The organism is bacterium (genome assembly GCA_019637795.1).
GTDB lineage: Bacteria > Desulfobacterota > Binatia > HRBIN30 > CADEER01 > JAHBUY01.
Map to the genome: position 1 here is coordinate 449,881 of JAHBUY010000004.1, position 19,009 is coordinate 468,889.

General features: G+C 73.9%; 15 protein-coding genes. 9 read left to right on the plus strand and 6 right to left on the minus strand.

Annotation, left to right across the window (positions count from 1 at the left end):
- Window positions 1-153: 153 nt before the first annotated feature.
- A complete protein-coding gene (locus tag KF840_15920; protein MBX3026396.1) occupies window positions 154-1,119 on the minus strand; it encodes a glycosyltransferase family 2 protein in 966 nt (321 codons plus the stop codon).
- Between the two features lie 188 nt (window positions 1,120-1,307).
- On the opposite strand from KF840_15920, the gene KF840_15925 reads away from it, so the two are divergent.
- The 3 genes from KF840_15925 to KF840_15935 are packed head-to-tail and all read left to right on the plus strand — an operon-like array spanning window position 1,308 to window position 8,324.
- Entirely contained in the window at window positions 1,308-3,794 is a 2,487-nt protein-coding gene (locus KF840_15925; GenBank protein MBX3026397.1) for a glycosyltransferase family 39 protein, read from the plus strand.
- Window positions 3,787-6,465 (plus strand): glycosyltransferase family 39 protein, encoded by a 2,679-nt coding sequence (locus KF840_15930; protein MBX3026398.1) that lies wholly within the window; start codon window positions 3,787-3,789, stop codon window positions 6,463-6,465. Before KF840_15925 ends, KF840_15930 begins: the two co-directional genes overlap by 8 nt.
- Window positions 6,462-8,324 (plus strand): hypothetical protein, encoded by a 1,863-nt coding sequence (locus KF840_15935; protein MBX3026399.1) that lies wholly within the window; start codon window positions 6,462-6,464, stop codon window positions 8,322-8,324. Before KF840_15930 ends, KF840_15935 begins: the two co-directional genes overlap by 4 nt.
- Before the next feature lie 18 nt (window positions 8,325-8,342).
- On the opposite strand, the gene KF840_15940 is transcribed toward KF840_15935, so the two are convergent.
- Window positions 8,343-9,158 (minus strand): SDR family oxidoreductase, encoded by an 816-nt coding sequence (locus tag KF840_15940; protein MBX3026400.1) that lies wholly within the window; start codon window positions 9,156-9,158, stop codon window positions 8,343-8,345.
- A gap of 135 nt (window positions 9,159-9,293) precedes the next feature.
- Between KF840_15940 and ilvC the strand changes: the two genes are divergently transcribed.
- The 4 genes from ilvC (at window position 9,294) to KF840_15960 (ending at window position 13,504) form a co-directional block, all read left to right on the plus strand.
- Complete coding sequence (gene ilvC / locus KF840_15945) at window positions 9,294-10,304, plus strand: ketol-acid reductoisomerase (protein MBX3026401.1); 1,011 nt, start codon at window positions 9,294-9,296, stop codon at window positions 10,302-10,304.
- 42 nt (window positions 10,305-10,346) lie between these two features.
- The gene (locus tag KF840_15950) at window positions 10,347-11,294 is read left to right on the plus strand and encodes a hypothetical protein (GenBank protein MBX3026402.1); all 948 of its coding nucleotides are present in this window, start codon (window positions 10,347-10,349) and stop codon (window positions 11,292-11,294) included.
- Window positions 11,295-11,949: 655 nt separating this feature from the next.
- On the plus strand, window positions 11,950-12,714 hold the full coding sequence (locus tag KF840_15955) for a 1-acyl-sn-glycerol-3-phosphate acyltransferase (protein MBX3026403.1): 765 nt from the start codon (window positions 11,950-11,952) through the stop codon (window positions 12,712-12,714).
- A gap of 67 nt (window positions 12,715-12,781) precedes the next feature.
- Complete coding sequence (locus KF840_15960; GenBank protein MBX3026404.1) at window positions 12,782-13,504, plus strand: YebC/PmpR family DNA-binding transcriptional regulator; 723 nt, start codon at window positions 12,782-12,784, stop codon at window positions 13,502-13,504.
- 31 nt (window positions 13,505-13,535) lie between these two features.
- On the opposite strand, the gene idi is transcribed toward KF840_15960, so the two are convergent.
- The 4 genes from idi to KF840_15980 all read right to left on the minus strand — a co-directional run bounded on the left by idi (window position 13,536) and on the right by KF840_15980 (window position 16,975).
- The gene (gene idi / locus KF840_15965) at window positions 13,536-14,093 is read right to left on the minus strand and encodes an isopentenyl-diphosphate Delta-isomerase (GenBank protein MBX3026405.1); all 558 of its coding nucleotides are present in this window, start codon (window positions 14,091-14,093) and stop codon (window positions 13,536-13,538) included.
- A gap of 22 nt (window positions 14,094-14,115) precedes the next feature.
- Window positions 14,116-15,138, minus strand: coding sequence for a radical SAM protein (locus tag KF840_15970; protein MBX3026406.1), 1,023 nt, complete (start codon window positions 15,136-15,138; stop codon window positions 14,116-14,118).
- On the minus strand, window positions 15,135-15,980 hold the full coding sequence (locus tag KF840_15975) for a UbiA family prenyltransferase (protein ID MBX3026407.1): 846 nt from the start codon (window positions 15,978-15,980) through the stop codon (window positions 15,135-15,137). Before KF840_15975 ends, KF840_15970 begins: the two co-directional genes overlap by 4 nt.
- A gap of 233 nt (window positions 15,981-16,213) precedes the next feature.
- Window positions 16,214-16,975, minus strand: coding sequence for a polyprenol monophosphomannose synthase (locus KF840_15980; GenBank protein ID MBX3026408.1), 762 nt, complete (start codon window positions 16,973-16,975; stop codon window positions 16,214-16,216).
- A 186-nt stretch (window positions 16,976-17,161) separates the two neighbouring features.
- Between KF840_15980 and KF840_15985 the strand changes: the two genes are divergently transcribed.
- Together KF840_15985 and KF840_15990 are read left to right on the plus strand one after the other, a co-directional pair.
- Window positions 17,162-18,337 (plus strand): hypothetical protein, encoded by a 1,176-nt coding sequence (locus KF840_15985; GenBank protein ID MBX3026409.1) that lies wholly within the window; start codon window positions 17,162-17,164, stop codon window positions 18,335-18,337.
- A gap of 107 nt (window positions 18,338-18,444) precedes the next feature.
- The gene (locus KF840_15990) at window positions 18,445-19,002 is read left to right on the plus strand and encodes an SgcJ/EcaC family oxidoreductase (protein ID MBX3026410.1); all 558 of its coding nucleotides are present in this window, start codon (window positions 18,445-18,447) and stop codon (window positions 19,000-19,002) included.
- Window positions 19,003-19,009: the final 7 nt, after the last annotated feature.

Consider the following 19,009-nt stretch of genomic DNA (forward strand, 5'->3'; position numbering starts at 1 on the left):
GCGACGACTGACGCAGGCAGATTCGACGGTCCGTCGAGGAGGGAGGAGCGAGCACGGCCAGAGATGGCGTGCCGTCGGCGCTCGCAGCAGCGAACTCATGAATGATCCGGGCTAGGGAATGTCTCCCGGTGAGTCAAGGCGCGGCGGCGCCGCTCACAGGATCTCGCTCAGGGCATCGAAGGCGGCATCGACCTCGGCGTCGACGTAGCGGTCGTGGAAGACGCCGTGGCACAGCGCCGCCAGCGGCACCGCCGCCTGCTCGCCGCGCGGCCGCAGCCGTTCGAGCGCGGCGACGAACGCCGCCCGCGCCCCCTGCCGGCGACAGTCGACGGCGAAGGCATAGGCGCGGTGGAACGCCAGCCGCGGCTCGCCGGCCTCGTCGGGCGCGGCGAGCGGCGGACCGTCCGGCGCGGCGAGAAACGCCTGCAGCGCCTCGAAATCCGCCGTCGGCGCGTAGGGCGCGAGCTGGTCGGCCGCGTCGCGATGGAAGAAGCCATGCGCGGTGGCGATCAGCGCCAGCGGCGACGCCGGGTGACGGCTCGGGCACAGCCGCCGCAGCATCAGCCGCGCCCGCCCCTCGCGGCGGCGGTAGCGGGCGCGGATGCCCTCGAGGCGGAACTTGGAGAAGGTGTAGAGCGGCGTGTAGTCGGGGCGGTGGTCGCCGACGGTGTGCCAGGTCGCGGGATCGTCGCTCGGCCAGCACAGGGCGCTGCGGCGGAGCCAGCCGAGCCGCGCGGTGTCGTTGGTGAAGTCCATGTCGGGCGAGATCGAATCGCGGATCTGCACCTCCGCGAAGCACGCCGTGCGGTACAGGCGCACGCCCGTGGTGCGGCCGACGATCGGGTCGCGCAGCAGGCCGGAGGCGATCGAGACGCGGTCGTCCATCAGCCCGCGCAATGTCTCCAGGCAGGTGGGATCGAGCACGACGTCGGCGTCGAGCTGGACGAAGAACGGGGTGCGCACCTGGGCGGCGCCCTGGTTGAGCGCGCGGTGGAACGGCGAGACGTCGCGCACCAGCACCGTCGCCGCCGGCGGCAGCGTCTGGCGCGCCGCGCTGGCCAGCGCGCGCTCCAGATAGGGCTCGCCGATGGTGAGCGCGACCACCGTGATGTCGCTCATCGGCGACCGCCTGTAGCAGGGCGCCGGCGGCGGCGCGAACCGCCCGCAGGCGCCGGTCGCCGCCGCGGCCTTTCCGACCGCGGCGGCGCGCGGCCGCGATCTCGGCCCCGATCCCGATGCCGCGCCGCCCCCGCGAGTGGCCCGCTCGCTGGGGGTGTGGTAGCTAGCTGCGCTTGCGATCCCCGTCCGTGGCCGTTGCCGACGAAACCTCCGCGACTCGCGCGCCCGACCCGACGCCACGCGGCCTGCGCCACGCCCGGGCGCTGCTGGCGCTGGCGGCGGCGGCGGCGATCGCGGCGTCGCTGCACGCCTTCCAGGGGCTGGAGGAGACGACGCGCGGCTGGTGGCTGCTGGCGCTCGGCCTGGCGCTCGGCACGCTCGGCCAGCTCGGCGTCGCGTACCCGGCGCCGCCGCCGGGGCCGCCGCCGCTGCCGCCGTCGCGGGCGCGCTTCTGGATCGGCGGCCTGCTGGCGGTGGCCGGCATCGGGCTGTGGACGGCGTCGGTGCTGACCCTGCTGCGCGGCTGGGTCGACGGCTTCGACCAGGCGTGGGCGGGATGGCTGGGCGCCACGATCCTGCTGGCGGTCGGCACGGACCTCGCCTGGGGCGTCTGGCCGGCGCGGCGCCCGCGCCTGTGGACGCGCGGCGCGCTGCTCCTGGCCCTGGCGCTGCTGGCGGTGGCGGCGATCTACCGCCTCGGCAACATCGGCGAGTTCCCCGGCGAGGGCGCGATCAGCCAGATCGAGGACCTGCAGGTCGGCAACTTCGGCCAGGCCTTCCTGAACGGCTACCGGCTGCGCTGGGAGTATCTCAGCAGCACCTGGCTGGCGGCGCTCGGCCTGTGGCTCGGCGGCGTGTCGCAGGCCGCGGTGCGGGTGCCCTTCGCGGCCGTCAGCGCCCTCAAGCTGCTGCCGATCTTCGCCTGGCTGCGCTTGAGCGTCGGCACGCGCGGCGCCGCCGTCGGCTGCGCGCTGCTGGCGGTCTCGTTCTGGGACGTCGTGCTGTCGCGCATCCCCAACAACCACAACGTGCTCGCCGTCGCCGTCGCCTTCGCGCTGCTCGCCGGCCCGGCCCGGCGCGGCCGGCCGTCGGCCTACGTCATCCTCGGCTTCCTCGGCGGCTACATCCTGCACGAGTACATCGCCTACCGGCCGCTGGCGATCTGGGCCGTGGTCGGCGCCGCCTGGTGGTCGCTCGCCGACCGCACGAGCCCGCTGGCGGCGCGCCTCGCCCGGCCGCTGCTGACGGCGCTGCTCATCGCCAGCATGATCGCGCCGCTGTTCATCACCCGCATCCCGGGCGAATTCCGGCGCGAGTACTACGACGGCTGGGAGCGGGCGCGCGGCATCACCGCCTACTACAACCCGGACGACACCTGGGAGCAGGGGCTGCAGCGGCGGGTCGCCCGCGTCCGCGACGCGATCGACCTCTTCGTGCACCAGGGCGATCGCTCGCCGGTGCGCAACATGCGGCTGTGGCCGCTGGTCGATCCGGTCACCGCGGCGCTGCTCGTCCTCGGCCTCGCCGGCGCGCTGGCGCACGCGCGGCGGCCCGTCTTCCTGCTCACCGCCGCCGGCTTCGCGGTGCACGTCCTCGGCACCCTGGTGTTCACCGGCAACTTCGACGTCGCCCGCGTCGGCGGCTCCGCCGGCTTCGTCTACGTCCTCGCCGGCATGGGCGCCGCCGGCCTGACCGGCGCCCTGGAGGCGGCCTGGGGGCGGCACGGGAAGCGGCTCGCGCTGGCGCTGCTGGCCGCCGCCGTCGCCTGGGCGGGGTGGTGGAACACCGATCACCTGCGCGCCTTCTGGGGGTCGACCGAGGTGCGGCGCGCGCACCGCAACAACCTCGCCTACCTGACCATCTGGGTGCGCGAGCACCGCCGGCCGGACGAGCGCGTGCTCGGCGTCGCGCCGCTCTACACCAACGCCATCAAGAACCACGACGGCATCTGGCTGCTCGGCGGCGCGGTGCCGGGCGCGCTCCTGTCCGACGTCGACACCGCGCTGCGCGCCTGGCCGGACGAGCCGGGGCCGACGCTGTTCGTGCTGTTCGTCGAGCGCAACACCGACGACGTCGCCGCCTACCTGCACTGGCTGCTGCCGGACGTCGACTTCCGCATCGACCGCGACCCGCTCGAGATGGGCGGCGACGTCGCCTACGCGCACGTGCCGGCGATGCCCGCCGACCTCCGGCAACGCCTGGCGGCGACCGCCTGCAACGGCGCCGTCGCCGACTTCGTCCTGCGCAAGGACGCGAACGAGGTCGTCGCGCGCCAGCGCGCGGTGGTGCCGTTCATCGATCGCAGCGTCTGGCCCGACGCGCTGATGCAGCAGATCCCGCGCCTGATGCCGACGCGCATGTCGGTGCGCATCACCGCGCCGATCACCATCGCCACCGGCGGCGAGTACCGCTTCGCGCTCGACACGTACGGCGGCATGGCGACGCTGCTCATCGACGGCCAGCGCCGCGACGGCCACGGCTTCACCCCCTCGACGCTCGCCGCCGGCCCGCACGACCTGGTGGTCGAGGGCCAGTTCTCGCTCGTCAGCCCCTCCATCAGCCTGCGCTGGAGCGGCCCCGACAGCCAGAACCGCCAGGAGCTGATGCCCCTGTACCGCCTCGCCGCGCCGGCCGCCGACTGCCCCTTCCCGCCGCCGGGGGACGGCCATGAGTAACGCCCGCCTCCGCGCCCGCGCCTGGCGCGCCGGCCTGCTGCTCGCGGTCGTGCTGCTGGCGGCCGGGCTGCGCGTCTGGCGGCTCGACGACGTGCCGGCCGGGCTCTACTGCGACGAGGCCGGCAACGGCTACAACGCCTACGCCCTCGGCGCCGCCGGCATCGACGAGAACGGCGGCCGCTGGCCGCTGTACGTCTGGTCGTTCGGCACCGCGTACAAGAACCCGCTCTTCATCTACGGCGCCATCCTGCCGGTGAAGCTGCTCGGGCTGAGCGCCTTCAGCATCCGCCTGACGGCGGCGCTGTTCGGCATCGCGACGGTGCTGGCGCTGTTCTTCCTCGGCCGGGCGCTGTTCGGCTACTGGGTCGGCCTGTGGGCGGCGCTCTTTCTCGCCGTCGCGCCGTGGCACCTGCACTTCAGCCGCATCGCCTTCGAGCTGATCGCCTTTCCGCTGATCGCCGTCGGCGGGTGCACCCTGCTGGTGCGCTTCACCCAGGGGCGGCGCACCCTGCCGGCCGCCCTCGCCGTCTATGCGCTCGGCGTCTACGCCTACGCGCCGGCCGCCTTCTTCGTGCCGGCGTTCCTCTTCGGCTTCGGCCTCCTCTTCCTGCCCGAGCTGCTGCGCGGCTGGCGGCAGTTCCTGGTCGCCCTGGCGGTCGCCGCCGCCGTGCTCGCCCCGGCGGCGGTGTTCTTCTCCGCCCAGACGCGCACCGGCACGCAGTACTTCCGCCGCACCACCTTCCTCGACCCGCAGCAGCCGTGGCGCGAACAGGCGCAGCGCTTCGGCCGCAACTACGCGCAGTTCTTCTCGCCGCGCTTCCTGGTCGACGAGGGCGATCCGATCTTCCGCCACGCGGTGCGCGACTTCGGCGAGCTCTACCCGTTCTTCGTCCCCTTCGTCCTGCTCGGCGCCGGCGTGGCGCTGCTGCGGCGCGATCGCGCCAGCAAGCTGCTGCTGTGGTGGCTGGCGCTCTACCCGGTGGCGCCGAGCCTGATGAACGAGATCCCGAGCGCCACGCGCGGCATCATCGGCGCGCCGATCCTCTGCCTGCTGGCGGGCACCGGCTTCGCGGCGGCGCTGCGCGCCCTGCGCTTCCTGGCGCCGCGGCGGCGCTGGGGGATCGCCCTGCAGGGGGCGGCGGCGCTGGCCGGCCTCGGCCTGCTCGGCAGCGAGGTCGCCCGCTACCTGCACGCCTACTTCGTCGACTACCCGACCTACGCCGCGCTCACCCCGGGGGCCTTCCAGTTCGGCTACCGCGACGCGATCCAGTACATGGAGCGCGAGCGCGGCAACTACGACCTGCTGCTGCTCAGCGCCACCGATTCCAACCAGCCGCAGGTGTTCGCCCAGTTCTACCGCCCGATCGACCCGCGCGACTGGGCGGCGCGGCGCGACTCCGGCTACCTGATCATCAGGCCGGAGGACTTCACGCGCCGCGACCCGTCGCAGCGCGTGCTGGCGGCGCTGCACCCCGACGACGTCGACCTGTTCGCCGACGTGAACGTGAAGCGGCTCATCGAGGCGCCGGGCGGCAAGCTGGCGTTCGTCATCGCCGAGATCGGGGCCCGCAAGCGCTACCTCAACAACTGGTTGATCCTCGGCCTCTTCCCCAACGACGACGGCCGCGGCGGCGAACGCGATCCGGTGAATCCCCGCGACCTCGCGCCGCGCAGCTACCCCGGCCTGAACGGCGCGCCGATCACCTGGCAGCCGGCGCCGGCCCAGCTCGCCGGCGTCGATCTCAACCGCGACTTCGTCGGCGCCGACCCGCGCAACCCGGGCAATCCCGAGCGCGTCTGCGCCTACGCCGCCACCACCGTCCGCTCCCCCACCGACCGCGCCGCGGTGCTCGAGCTGAGCGGCTCGCTCAACGACACGCTGCGCGTCTGGCTCAACGGCCGCCCGCTCACCGCCTTCCCGATGATGATGGGACGCGAGCCGCGGCAGCGCGACATCGCGCTGCACGCCGGCGACAACGGGCTGCTGGTGCAGAGCTGCGAGGACATCGGCAACTGGGGCTTCAGCGCCCGCATCGTCGACGCCGACGGCCGCGACATGGAGGATCTCGTCACCGTCGCGCAACTGCCGATCGCGGCCATGCAGGCGCCGCCGGCGGCGCGCGACGACGTGCAGCTCGTCGAGGGCTTCGCCGGCAGCGGCCAGGGGCCGCCGGAGGCGAGCTATCCCGACTATCGCGGCGGCTCGCCGTCGTGGCGGGCCCGGGTCGACCATCACAGCAGCGTCAGTTGGCGCACCGCGCCGCCGCCCGCCGCCGGGCCGGCCGTCTTCGCCTTCACCGGCTCGACCTCGGACGAGGAGGGCGACTTCGCGCTGGCGATCGACGGCCGGCCGACGCTGACCTTCCGCAGCCATCGCGACCGCGACGTGCACGGCTGGAGCGGCGACGGCGCCACCCTGGTCTACATTCCCAAGGGCAGCGCCGCCGGCAGCACCGGCTACTACCTGCTGTCGGTGCCGGCCGAGCGGATCACGCCCGGCCAGCCGCTCGAGCTGCGCGTCACCGGCAGCGGCGGCGATCCGCAGGCGTGGTTCATGATCAAGAGCTTCCGCGACACCCTGCAGTTCGAGCGCGTCACGCCGGCCCTGGCGGTCGAGGCGACGCGCGCCATCTGGCGCACCCGCCCCCTGGCCTACGCGACCAACCAATGACCGGCGCGGCCGACGCCGTGGCGATCGGGCTGGCGCTCGCCATCGCCGCCGGCGCGGCCCTGGCGCTGTGGTGGCTGCTGCGCCGCGAAGCGCGCGCCACGCTGCTGGCCCTGGCGGCGCTCACCGCCGCCGCGCTCCTGCTGCGCCTGGCGCACCTCGACGACTACCCGCGCGGCCTCAACGAGGACGAGCCCAAGGTGCTGGCCTCGGCGCTCGCCCGGCTGCACGACGGCCACCTGCTCGCCGAGAGCGCCATTTCCGTGCCGGCGCTGATGCACATCCTCTTCCAGGCGACGCTGGTGCCGCTGCTCGGCATCGGCCGCTGGACGATCCGCCTCTACAGCCTCGTCGGCGGCGTGCTCTGCGTGCCGGCGGCGTTCGCCGCGGCGCGGGCGATGCGGCTGTCGACCGTCGCCAGCCTCGGCGGCGCGGCGCTGCTCGCGGTGCTGCCGTGGGCGCTCTTCTACAGCCGCGTCATGCAGGGCGGCGAGCTCACCTTCCAGCAACTGCTGCTGCTGGCCGCGCTGGCGGCGCTGATCTGGCGGCGCGGCGGCTGGCCGGAGGCGCTGATCGGCGCCTTCGCGCTGGCCTGGATGCTCTACGGCTACTGGTGCACGCGCGCCATGCTGCCGATGCCGCTGCTCGCCGCCGCGCTGGCCAGCGGCCGGCGCCGGCTCTGGTGTCTGGCGGTGCTGGTCGTCGGCGTCGTGCCCTACCTGCCCTACCCAGCCGCCAATCCCGAGTCGGTGTACGTCGGCCAGGGCCTGCGGCCGTCGGCGCTCACCGCCATGCCCCTGGCGGAGATGTGGCAGCGCGGCCGCGAGACCATCGACGCCCTCGTCGCGCCGGTGGCGCAGGACGGCTGGCTGACGGTGCGCACCGGGGCGCGGCACCCGATCCTGCTGCTGCTGCTCGCCGCCGCCGGCGCGCTCAGCGGCTGGCGGCGCGCCGCCTTCCTCGGCGGCGGCTTCGCCCTCGGCCTGGTGCCGACCATCCTCGCCTGGGGCGCGCCGAGCACGCACCGGATGATGATGGCGTTCCCGTTCATCGCCCTCGCCGCCGCCGCCGCCTGCGACGACCTGGTGCCGCGCCGCGCCTGGCGGCCGGCGGCGGTGGCGCTGCTCGCCGGCGCGGTCGGGCTGTGGTCGGCGCGGCTCTACTTCTCCGACGACTTCTGGCCGCCGGAATCGCGCTGGCTGTTCGACTGGGAGCGCAGCGAGCTGGTCGACTCGCTGCCGCTCGACCAGCCGGTGATCGTGATGCGCCAGGTGAGCTACTTCGCCGGGCCGCGGGCGCAGGTCGGCGCCGGCGATCGCCCGCTGACGGTCGAGAGCTGGCTGCCGCCGGCGAGCGGCGCGCGCTACGCCTTCGCCGCCGAGGCGCTGCCGCTGCGCGCCTTCTACGCGGCGCGCGTCGGCGCCGACCGCGTGCGCGCCTTCGGCCGCGCCTTCAGCGTCGACGTCCCGGCCGGCGACTGGACGGCGCCGCCGCACGGCTGGACCTACTGCGCCCGCTGCGGCGCGGTCGAACGGCGCGGCGTCGTCCCCACCCTGCACCAGATGGGCGTCGGCTTCGCCGACTTCCAGTGCTGGGAGCCGTCGACCCACGTCTGGAGCGGCCGCTGGACCGGCGCCGCGGCACGCGCCCGCATCGCCGACGGCGAGCGCGCGGTGCGCGTCGACACGGCGCGCCAGCGCATCGAGGGCGTCGACGTCGCGGTCGACGTCGCGCCGGGCGACGTCATCCGGGTCACCACCGTCGCCGGGCCCGGCGTCCCGATCGCCGCCACCGCGCTCACCGTCGACGGCCGGATGCCGGCATGGGAGTCGGTCGTGCCGGAGGCCTGCGCCGCCCCCTGACCCGGCGCCGCGCCCGGCTCAGCCGCGTCCCTCCTTCGCCAGCGCCTCCAAGGTCTGCCGCTTGGTGTTGCGGCGCATGACGCCCGGCGCCAGCGCCCGCACCAGGTAGCCGGCGGCGATGAAGCGCGGGAAGGTGAGCTCGTGGCGGCCGCGGGCGAGCGCCTGCATGATCGCCTCGACCAGCGGCTCGACCTCCGCCATCGAGCGCCGCGCCACCGGCGGCATGCGGCGCAGCGCCTCGTCGTCGAAGAACTCGGTGCGGATGGCGCCCGGACACACCGTCAGCACGTGCACGCCGGCGTCCTCGACCTCGTACGACACGGTCTCGGCGAGGCCGACCATGGCGAACTTCGAGGCCGCGTAGGCGCTCTCCTCCGGCACCCCGAGCTTGCCCGCCACCGAGGCGACGAACACCAGCCAGCCGCGCTGGCGCGCCACCATCTGCGGCAGCAGCGCCTTCGTCCAGTAGACGGCGCCGAAGTAGTTGACGCGCATCATGCGCTCGATGTCGTCGAGCTCCCAGTCGAGGAAGCGCCGGTGGTGGCCGTAGCCGGCGTTGTTGACCAGCAGCTCGACGCTGCCGAAGCGCTGCAGCACGCGGTCGGCCGCCGCCAGGCTGTCGGCGCGATCGGCGACGTCGCACGGCACCACCAGCGCCTCGGCGCCGAGCGCCGCGACCTCCCGCGCCAGCGCCTCGAGCCGGTCGGCGCGGCGGGCGACCAGCGCCAGCCGCGCCCCGCCGCGCGCCAGGCGCAGCGCCAGCGCGCGGCCGATGCCGCTCGAGGCCCCGGTCACCACGGCGTTGAGCCCTGCCACCGATTCCAATCTGCGCATCCTGCCTCCCCTGACGCCGACGCGGCCGCGGCCATGGCGCCGCCGGCGGTCCGCCGACGGTAGCGCGGCGCGTCCAGCCCGTGTAGGGAACGGCGCGTCGCGGCGTCAAGCGAGCGCCGGCGGCGGGAGGGCGCGATGACGACCATCTACCACGACGAGGACGCCGACCTGGCCGCGGTGCGCGCCCTGCCCGTCGCCATCCTCGGCTACGGCAACCAGGGCAGCGCCCAGGCGCGCAACCTGCGCGACTCCGGGCTGGAGGTGATCGTCGGCAACATCGACGACGACTACGCCGCGGCGGCGCGCCGCGACGGCTTCGCGGTGCTGCCGATCGCCGACGCGGTGGCGCGCGCCGACGCGCTCTTCCTGCTCACCCCCGACGAGGTCATGCCGGAGGTCTACGCGCGCGACGTCGCCCCCGGCCTGCGGCCGGGCATGCTGCTCGACTTCGCCCACGGCTACAACGTCGGCTTCGGCCTCATCGCCCCGCCGCCGACGATCGACGTGGTGATGATCGCGCCGCGCATGATCGGCGCCGGCGTGCGCGACGGCTACGTGTCGGGCGAGGGCTTCCCGAGCTTCATCGGCGTGCACCAGGACGCCACCGGTCAGGCCCGCGCCCGCCTCCTCGGCCTGGCGCGCGCCGTCGGCTCGACGCGCGCCGGCTGCCTGGAGATGAGCTTCGTCGACGAAGCGACGCTCGACCTGTTCAGCGAGCAGGCCTTCGGCCCCGCCTTCGGCCGGGTGATGCTGTGCGCCATCGACACCCTGGTCGAGGCCGGGTACCCGCCCGAGGCGGTGCTGATGGAGCTCTACCTCTCCGGCGAGCTCGCCTACAGCTTCCTCAAGATGCGCGAGATGGGCGCCCTGCGGCAGCACGAGCTGCACTCGCACACCAGCCAGTACGGCACCATCAGCCGCAGCATCCGCTACTTCGATCTCGACCCGCTGCTGAAGGAGAAGATGCGGGCGACGGTCGAGGAGATCCGCTCCGGCGCCTTCGCCCGCGAGTGGTCCAGCGACCGCGAGGGCAAGCTCGAGATCATCCGCATGGCGCGCGAGATGCAGAAGGCGCTGCCGATGAGCGAGTGGGAGGACCGGACGCGCCGCCTCTTCCGCATCGGCGACGCGGCGGGCCGGGACTGAGGCGGCCGGGCCGTCGCGCCGCGGACCGCGCGCATCCGAGACATGGCCAGCACACGCGCGACGCCGGCAGCGGCGCAGGAGCAGTACTGGCGCCGCCGCTTCGCGGCGCCGGCGTTTCGCCGCGCGCTGACGGCAACGATCGCCGACGCGCTGCGCGCGCTGGCGCGCCAGCGCGTCGGCCAGGTGATCGATCCCGTCGCGGTGCGCGAGCTGATCGACCAGTGGGACCTGCGGATCGTCGATCGCCCGGCGCTCACCGAACGGGCGATCGCCGGGGCGCGGCGCAGCGCCCGCCGGCTCGCCGGACGGCGCGAGGCGCTCGCCGACCTGCTCGACGAGGGATTCCTGGCGGAGATCGAAACCGCCATCGACGCCGGGCTGGAGCTCGGCGGCGGCGGGCGCGAGCTCCTCGCCGCGCTGATGGAGCGCGAGCTGGTCCGCGGCCTCTTCACCGACCTCATCTTCACCGCCCTGGTGTCGTTCCAGCGCCGGGCCAACCCGCTCTTCGGCGCCCTCGCGGTGCGCGCCCTCGAGGACCAGATCAAGGGCTTCATCGGCCTCTTCATGCCGATGCTGCAGGCGCAGGCGATCGCCTTCGCGGTCGACCGCGCCAACCAGCGCGCCGTGCTCGACTTCGCCCGCGCCGTCGCCCGCCAGCTCCTCGCGGCGCCGATCGGCGGCTACGCGGCGCTGGCGGCGGGCAAGACGGGCGCCTCGCTCGCCACGCTGCTGCGCCACGCCGCCGCCAACGACCGCCTGGCCGAGCTCGGCCGGCGCGCCGCGCGCATCGCCTGGGACGACCTCTTCGCCGAGGTGAAGAACCGCCGCCTCGGCGAGCTGCTGCGCCTCGACGCGCACGCCGACTGGATCGCCGCCCGCGCCGTCGCGGCGCTGCTGCCGCTGCTCGCCAGCCCCGGCGTCTTGGCGCTGATCGCCGCCGAGGTCGCGGCGGCGAGCGCGGCGGGCCGACCGCGCTCCGCCCGCCGCTGAGGCCGGCGCCGCGGTCACTCGAGGCAGTGCGCTCGGATCGGCGCCATCAGGCGGCGGGCGCGCCTGGCTTTCGAGAGAAAAACCTCACCACGGAGGCACGGAGACACGGAGGGCTCGGTGCCATAGCGAAGGCGCGGGGCCTATTCTCACTCCATTTCCGATGAACTCGGGGATGAACGCTGACCGGGCTTCGAGATCAGTACTCTCCGTGTCTCCGTGCCTCCATGGTGAAGTGCTTTCGAGAAAAAACCTTCACCACGGAGACACGGAGACACGGAGGGCTCGGTGCCATAGCGAAGGCGCGGGGCCTCTTCTCACTCCATTTCCGATGAACTTGGGGATGAACGCTGAGCGGGCTTCGAGATCAGTACGCTCCGTGTCTCCGTGCCTCCGTGGTGAAATGCTTTCGAGAAAAAACCTTCACCACGGAGACACGGAGACACGGAGGGCTCGGTGCCATAGCGAAGGCGCGGGGCCTCTTCTCACTCCATCTCCGATGAACTTGGGGATGAACGCTGAGCGGGCTTCGAGATCAGTACGCTCCGTGTCTCCGTGCCTCCGTGGTGAAAGTCTTTTGTAGGTAGGCTCAGATCAGGACACTACCCCGCGCGCCACCCGCGTTGCCCGGAGCCGGCGGCGCTGAGATAAGGATGGGATGCATCGCGTGCTCGACTGGCTGCTCACGATCCCGTTCCTGCTCGTCTTCGGCCTCCTCCTCGCCGTCTTCGATCCGGCGCAGCGCATCGCCCGGCTGTTCGGACAGCGCCCGCAGGAGATCGTCGTCGGCGCGCTGCAGCGCTGCCTGCTGTGGTCGTTCCGCATCTGCGGCACGCGCATCGAGGTCGAGCGCTCGCCGGCGATCCGTCCCTGGACCCCCTACCTGATCGTCGCCAACCACCAGAGCATGTTCGACGTGCCGATCTTCGGCGGCCTGCTGTTCAGCAACTTCCCCAAGTACATCTCGAAGCGCTCGCTGGCGCGCTGGATCCCGAGCATCTCGTACAACCTGCGCCGCGGCGGCAACGCCCTCATCGACCGCGGCGACCGCAGCCAGGCGCTGAGCGCGATCCGGGCGCTCGGCGAGCAGGTGCGGACGCGCGGCGTCTCGGCGGTCATCTACCCGGAGGGGACGCGGGCCCGCCACGGCACGCTCGGCGAGTTCAAGCCCAAGGGCTTTCTCGAGCTGCTCGACGCCGCGCCAGGCGTCGCGGTGATGCCGGTGGCCATCGACGAGTCGTGGCGCCTGCTGCGCCACAACCTGCTGCCGGTGCCGTTCGGGACCCGCGTCCGCGTCCACTTCGGCCGCCCGATCGCCCGACGCGCCGGCGAGGACGGCGCCGCGCTGCTGGCGCGGGTGAAGGCGGAGATCGAGGACGTGCTGCGGCGCTGGCGCGGCGGCGCCGAGCCCTCGGCCGCCTGACGCCGGCTACACCGCCGCCGCCGGCCGTGCTATCGCTCGCGACGCACCAGCACTCCGCGGAGCCGCCATGGGACGCATTTTCGAAACCCGCAAGCACACGATGTTCGCCCGCTGGGACCGCATGGCGAAGGCGTTCACCCGCATCGGCAAGGAGATCGCCATCGCGGTGAAGGCGGCCGGCCCGGAACCGGCCAACAACCCCCAGTTGCGGCGCGTCATCCAGAACGCGCGCGCCGCCAACATGCCGAAGGACAAGGTCGAGGCGGCGATCAAGCGCGCCGCCGGCCGCGAGGCGGCAAGCTACGAGGAGATCCTCTACGAGGGCTACGCGCCGCACGGCGTCCCGGTCATCGTCGAGGCCGCCACCGACAACCCGACCCGCACGGTCGCCAACCTGCGCAGCCGCTTCAGCCGCTGGGGCGGCACCCTCGGCACCACTGGCAGCGTCGCCTTCCAGTTCAAGCGCATGGGCGTCTTCCGGCTCGACCCGACCGGCATCGACGCCGAGGAGCTGGAGCTCGACCTGATCGACCACGGCCTCGAGGAGATGGGCGACAGCAGCGGCGAGAAGGGCGAGCCGCAGCTCCTCGTCCGCTGCGCCTTCGCCGACTTCGGCCGCCTGCAGAAGGCGCTGGAGGACCGCGGCATCAAGCCGATCTCCGCCGAGTCGGAATACCTGCCGCTCAACCCGACCAACCTGGACGACGAGCAGGCGAAAGAGGTCCTGGAGCTCGTCGACGCCCTCGAGCAGGACGACGACGTGCAGAAGGTGTTCTCGTCGCTGGCCTGAGCGCCGCCGCGCGTCGCGGCCGGGCCGGCGGTCAGCGCGCCGGCGCGGACGCGACGGCCAGGCGCAGCACCTCGGGCAGCCACGGGGCGTAGGCGTCGGGGCGCTCGCGCAGGTCGCGCTGCAGCGCCGCGACCGGTTGCCAGCGCCAGTCGGCGATCTCCGCCGGGTCGGGGCGCAGCAAGACGTCGCCGGCGGCCGAGCCGACCAGCACGGTGTCGTGCTCGTACTCGCTGAAGCCGGTGTCCGGGTCGGTGGCGCGATAGACGAAGGACCCGGCCTCGCGCAGCGCGACGGTGAACCCGAGCTCCTCCTGGAGGCGCGCGCCCGCCGCGCGCTCCAGACCGGCGCCGCCGGGGCGCGGGTGACTGCAGCAGGTATTGGCCCAGCGCAGCGCGAACAGCGGCTTGAGCCGGCTGCGCTGCTGCAACAGCACCTCGCGGCCACCGTTGCGGAAGACGACGATCGAGAACGCCTTGTGGAGCAGGCCGCCGCCCTGGTGCGCGGCCAGCAGGTCGCCGCTGCCGACCGGGGTGCCGGCGTCGTCGCACAGGACGACGCGGCGGCGGCGCCAGCGCGTTGCGTCGCTCACGCCGGTCGCCTCCGACCCCGGCTCACGCCTGCGGCAGCGGCGTCAGCGACGCCATCGCCCGGCGCACCGCCGCGATCACGGCGCGCGGATCGAGGCTGAAGATGAGATCGGATTCGTTGTACGGGCTGATCGCGCACCCCGGGCCGACGGGCCGCGGCATGTCGAGGAAGGCGCGCACGAAGCCGACCTCGCGGCCGTTGAGGAAGCCGCCCTGTCCCATCGTCAGGTGGCAGGGCACGACCAGGCCGTCGGGCATCACGGTCGCGAAGTAGCGGCCGGCGGCGCAGCGCGCGCAGTCGCCGAAGCGCGGCGCCGAGCGCAGGCGCTCGAAGAACCCCGGCGACGAGCCGACCGGGGCGTTCGGAATGGCATCGGTGAGCTGGTCGGCGAGGCGCGCCAGCATCTTCGGATCGATGCCCGGGTGGAGACCCGAATCGTGCGCGAAGCAGTCGAGATAGGCGGGCTGGAAGTACGACCAGAAGCCGTGCGTCTTGGCGAGCGCGAGGATCTCGGCGACGCGGTGCTCGTTCCACGGGCCGATCACCGAGATGGTCGCCACCGCGATGCCGCGCCGCCGCGCCTCCTGGATGACGCGGATCACCCGCTCGTAGGATCCGGGCCGGCGGCGGACGACGTCGTGCACGTCGTCGGGCCCGTCGAGCGAGACCACCAGCATGTCGAGGCAGCCGGCCAGCCGATCGAGGAAGCGCTCGGTCTTCCAGCCGTTGCTGTTGAGCGAGGTGAAGCAGCCCTGGGCTTTCGCGTGCTCGATCAGGTCCACCGCGTCCGGCCGCAGCAGCGCCTCGCCGCCGCCGAAGGCGGCCCGCCCCATGCCGGCCTCGGCCAGCTCGCTGATCGCGGCGCGGAACTCGTCGCTGGTCATCTCGGCGCCGGCATTCGCCGGCACGTCGCAATAGTCGCAGCGGAAGTTGCAGCGGTTGGTGAGCACGAACACCATCGAGTACGGCTGCTGCCGACCGCGCGCCATCGCCAGCGCCAGGCGGGCCGAACGCCCGGCCATGCGCGTCGACACCCGCCAGGTCATGCGGCCCCCCGGGCGACGAGCGCGAACAGCAGCGCGCCGATGCCCAACGAATACCAGCGGTGCGCCACCCGCCACTGCGCGGCGCGCTCCATGTCGCCGAGGGCGATCATGGCGGCGCCGGCGCTCAGCCCGAGGGTCGCGGCGAGCGCCGTCAGCGGCGCCGCCGGCATGCGCCAGAGCAGCAACGCCGCCACCGGCCCGAGCAGGACGGCGATCGCCCGCAGCCCCGCCGCGCCGACCACCACCGCGGTGGTGCGCACGCCGCCGCTCGCGTCCTCGTGCCGGTCGGCGATCTCGTGCAGCAGTTGGTTCTGGGTGACGAGGACGCAGAAGCAGTAGGCGAGCACCAGCATCTCCGGCGACGGCAGATGGCGCGCCCCGACGAAGGGCAGCGGCGCGAAGATCAGCATGTTGACCAGCGTGCCGACGATCGGCAGGCGCTTGAGGCGCAGGCGGGCGCTGTAGAGCGTCGCCGCCACCAGCGACACGCCGGTCGCGACCAGCGCCACCGGCGACAGCGCCGCGGCGATCAGCAGGGCGCCGGCGGCGCAGGCGCCGACCAGCACCGCCGCCTCGCGCGGCAGCTCGACCAGGCCGGCGAGCGCGTTCTTGCCCGCGTCGCGATCCATGCCGCGGTCGGCGATGCCGTTGAAGCCATAGGCGTACGCCAGGCAGAGGGCCGCGACCGCCACCCCCGCCAGCAGGCGCCCGATGTCCACGCCGTCCGCCTCGCCGACCAGGCTGGTCAGCGGCAGCAGGGAGAAGTACCACCAGCCGGACGCGCGAAGGGCGCGCCCGGCCCGGCCCCAGGTGGTCCAGCGAAGCGCAGACTGGGATTCCACCGGGCGAGAATCGCGCATGTCGCGAGGCTTTTCCAGAAGAATTGGCCTATCGGATCGCCACTGGCTCTGACTAGTGCACCGTCGTCGAGATAGGCTCAAGCATCTTGCCGGCCCTCGACGTCCCTCGCAGCGTCACGCCTCCTTGGAATATTCGCGATATTCCTGTGTCGGCGTTCCTCGCGAGGACCGCCGATGACCGGCAACCTGCCTAACCCTATCTCAACGACGGTGCACTAGACGGGCCGGGCGTCGCCCCCGCGGGCCGGCAGCGCCGGCCGCTGGCGGAAGCGGATGACGACGATGTCGCGCACGGCGGCCAGGGCCACCCAGAGGTCCATCTTCGACCGCCCCGAGCCGCGCTCGCGGAACAGGATCGGCACCTCGGCGATGCGGCAGCCCAGGTGGTGCGCCAGGAAGCCCATTTCCACCTGGAACCCGTAGCCGCTGGAGCGGACGCTGGTCGCCGGCGCGATGCGCACCAGGGCATCGCGTCGCCACAGGCGGTAGCCGCTGGTGGCATCGGTCAGCGGCAGGCTGAGCAGGACGGGGACGACGACGCGGTTGGCGATGCGGCTGATCAGCTTGCGCACCCGGTTCCAACTGGTGTCGACGGCGCCGCCGGGCATGTAGCGCGACCCGATGACCACGTCGCGGTCGGCGATCGCGCTCACCATCGCCGCCAGGACCGCCGGGTCGTGCGAGAGATCGGCGTCCATCTGGGCGATCAGCTCGGCGCCGTCCTCGATGGCGCGCGCGAAGCCCTCGATGTAGGCGCTGCCCAATCCGCGCCGGCCGCGGCGGTGCAGGACCGCGACGCGGCCGGCCGACCGGGCGGCGAGCGCATCCGCCAGGCCCCCGGTGCCGTCCGGCGAGTCGTCGTCGACGATCAGCAGCCGGACGTCGACGCCGGGGATCGCCAACCCGAGCAGCGCGCGCGCGATGTCAGCCAGCCCCGCCGCCTCGTTGTAGGTGGGCAGGACGACGACCAGGCGCATGGGAGCGGGAGCCACGGACGATTTCCCGGCGCGCAGCGGCGCGCCGCGCGGCCGCTACCACGGCGCGCTCGCCGGCCGCAAGACAGCGGCGCGGCGCGGACCGCGCGCGCGTTGCCGGCTCGCCGCCGTTGGAGTAGCGTCCGCCGCCATGCCGGTCGCGATGCGTGCCCCGGCGGAGCGCCGGCGGTGACGGCCGGCGAGCCCCCCGCCCACCAATTGTTCGTCGTGGTCGGGCGCGCGGCGGCGCGGCTGCGCCTGCGCCTGATCCCGCTGCGCGACGGCGGCGAGCGGCCGGCGATCGCCAACCACGGCGTCGGCCTGGCGCCGCTCGAGCGCCTCGGCGACGGCGATCCGCATTCGCTGAGCGAGGTCTTCCACCTCTTCCGGCGGCTGGCGCTGGCGGACGTGGATGCCGCTGGCGCCGACCCGCTCGAGGTCGCCTTCGCCGCCTGGGGCGAGGTCCTGGCGCGCGCCGGGATCGATCTGCGGCTCGAACGCCGCGCGCTGCACGGACCGCCGCTGCCGCGCTCGGACTACGCGGCGCAGCCGACCGGCATCTCGCTGCGGCCGTGGGACGTCGAGCTGACGGCGCTCGCGGCCGGCTTGCGAACGGTCGTGAAGCTCGACTCCCTGCCGGGCGGGCTGGTGGAACCGCTGCGGCGGACCGCCGAGGAGCGCGGTCTGCGCAGCGAGCTCGTCGCCCCGCCGGCGGGCGGCGCGGCGGAGTCGGCGGTGGCGACCCTGTTCGTCGCCCGCGAGGCGGAGGCGCTGCGCGACGTGCGCAGCCTGGAGGCGCTGCTGCGCCGCGGCGGGGACGATGCCGACACCGCGGCGGCGGTGCGGCGGATGGGCGAGCTGCTCGGCTACCCGCGCTGCTGCGCGGCGCGCTTCGCGCGCATCGTCGGGCAGAACGACACGACCCTGGCCTGGGCGCTGTTGCCGGGCGTGCCGCACGCGCCGGCATCGCCACTGGTCCAGTGGCTGCAGCCGGGGCTGGCGCTGCTGTCGCACGCCCCGTGCGATCTCGGCTGCGCGGCCAGCGTCGCGCTCGGCGGTCGCATCCTGCAGGCGGTGGAACGCGCCGAGCCCGGCTTCGCCGCGCGCTGGCGTCCGCTCGCCGGCCGCCTGCAGGTCGTCGACCAGCGCGGCAATCGCCTCGCGCTCGCCGTCGACGGTCGCCTCGAGGACGGCGCGCGGGTCGCCGCCGCGGACGTCCTCGCCGCCGGCGGCCCCGATCCCGAGGTCGCGACGCGCGCCCGGCGCCTCGCCGGCCGCGTGCTGCGCGCCCGGTTTGGCGGCGTCGTCGTCGACGGCGACGACTGGCATGCGCCCTACGCGGCCGACCACCGCGGCGCCCCGTAGCGCGGGGCGCCAGCGGCGGTTGCAGTGGCGCGCCGCGCTCGTCAAAAGGGACTGGGGTCGCACGCGGCCCACATCTCGCAGGCTCGAAACGCCGGGGGAGGCAGACGATGACGAAGACGAAGGTCCTGATCGCCGCGCTGGCGGCATGCAGCGCGCTGGTGGCCGTCGAGAGCTCGGCGGCGTCGAAGGCGGACGAGGGCGTCAAGCAGACGTTCGCCCAGCTCGACAAGTGCGTCGCCAACAACGACGCCAAGTGCGTCGGCGAGCTGATGGCCGAGGACGCCACCCTGCTGCCGGCCGCGGGCGGCGGCATCGTCAAGGGCAGGGCGGCAATCGTCGCCAGCGTGCAGAAGGCGATGGGCGGCCCGGCCCCCAACATGACGGGCGCCAAGCTGACGCACGTGGTCGAGAACGTCCGCCCGATCGGCGACGACCGCGCGCTCGTCGACTGCGCCGTCTCGGTGTCGGGCGAGGAGCGGGGCGGCGCCTATCACGCCGTCGCGCTCATGGTCCTGAAGGGCGACAAGTGGTACTTCGAGGACCTGCGCACCTACGTCGTCGACACCAGGCCGGCGGCCGAGAAGAATCCGACGCCGGGTCCGCAGGCGCCGGCCAATCCGCCGACCCCGCCCGCCGACGCGCCGACGCCGGCCGAGAAGAGCTGAGCCAACC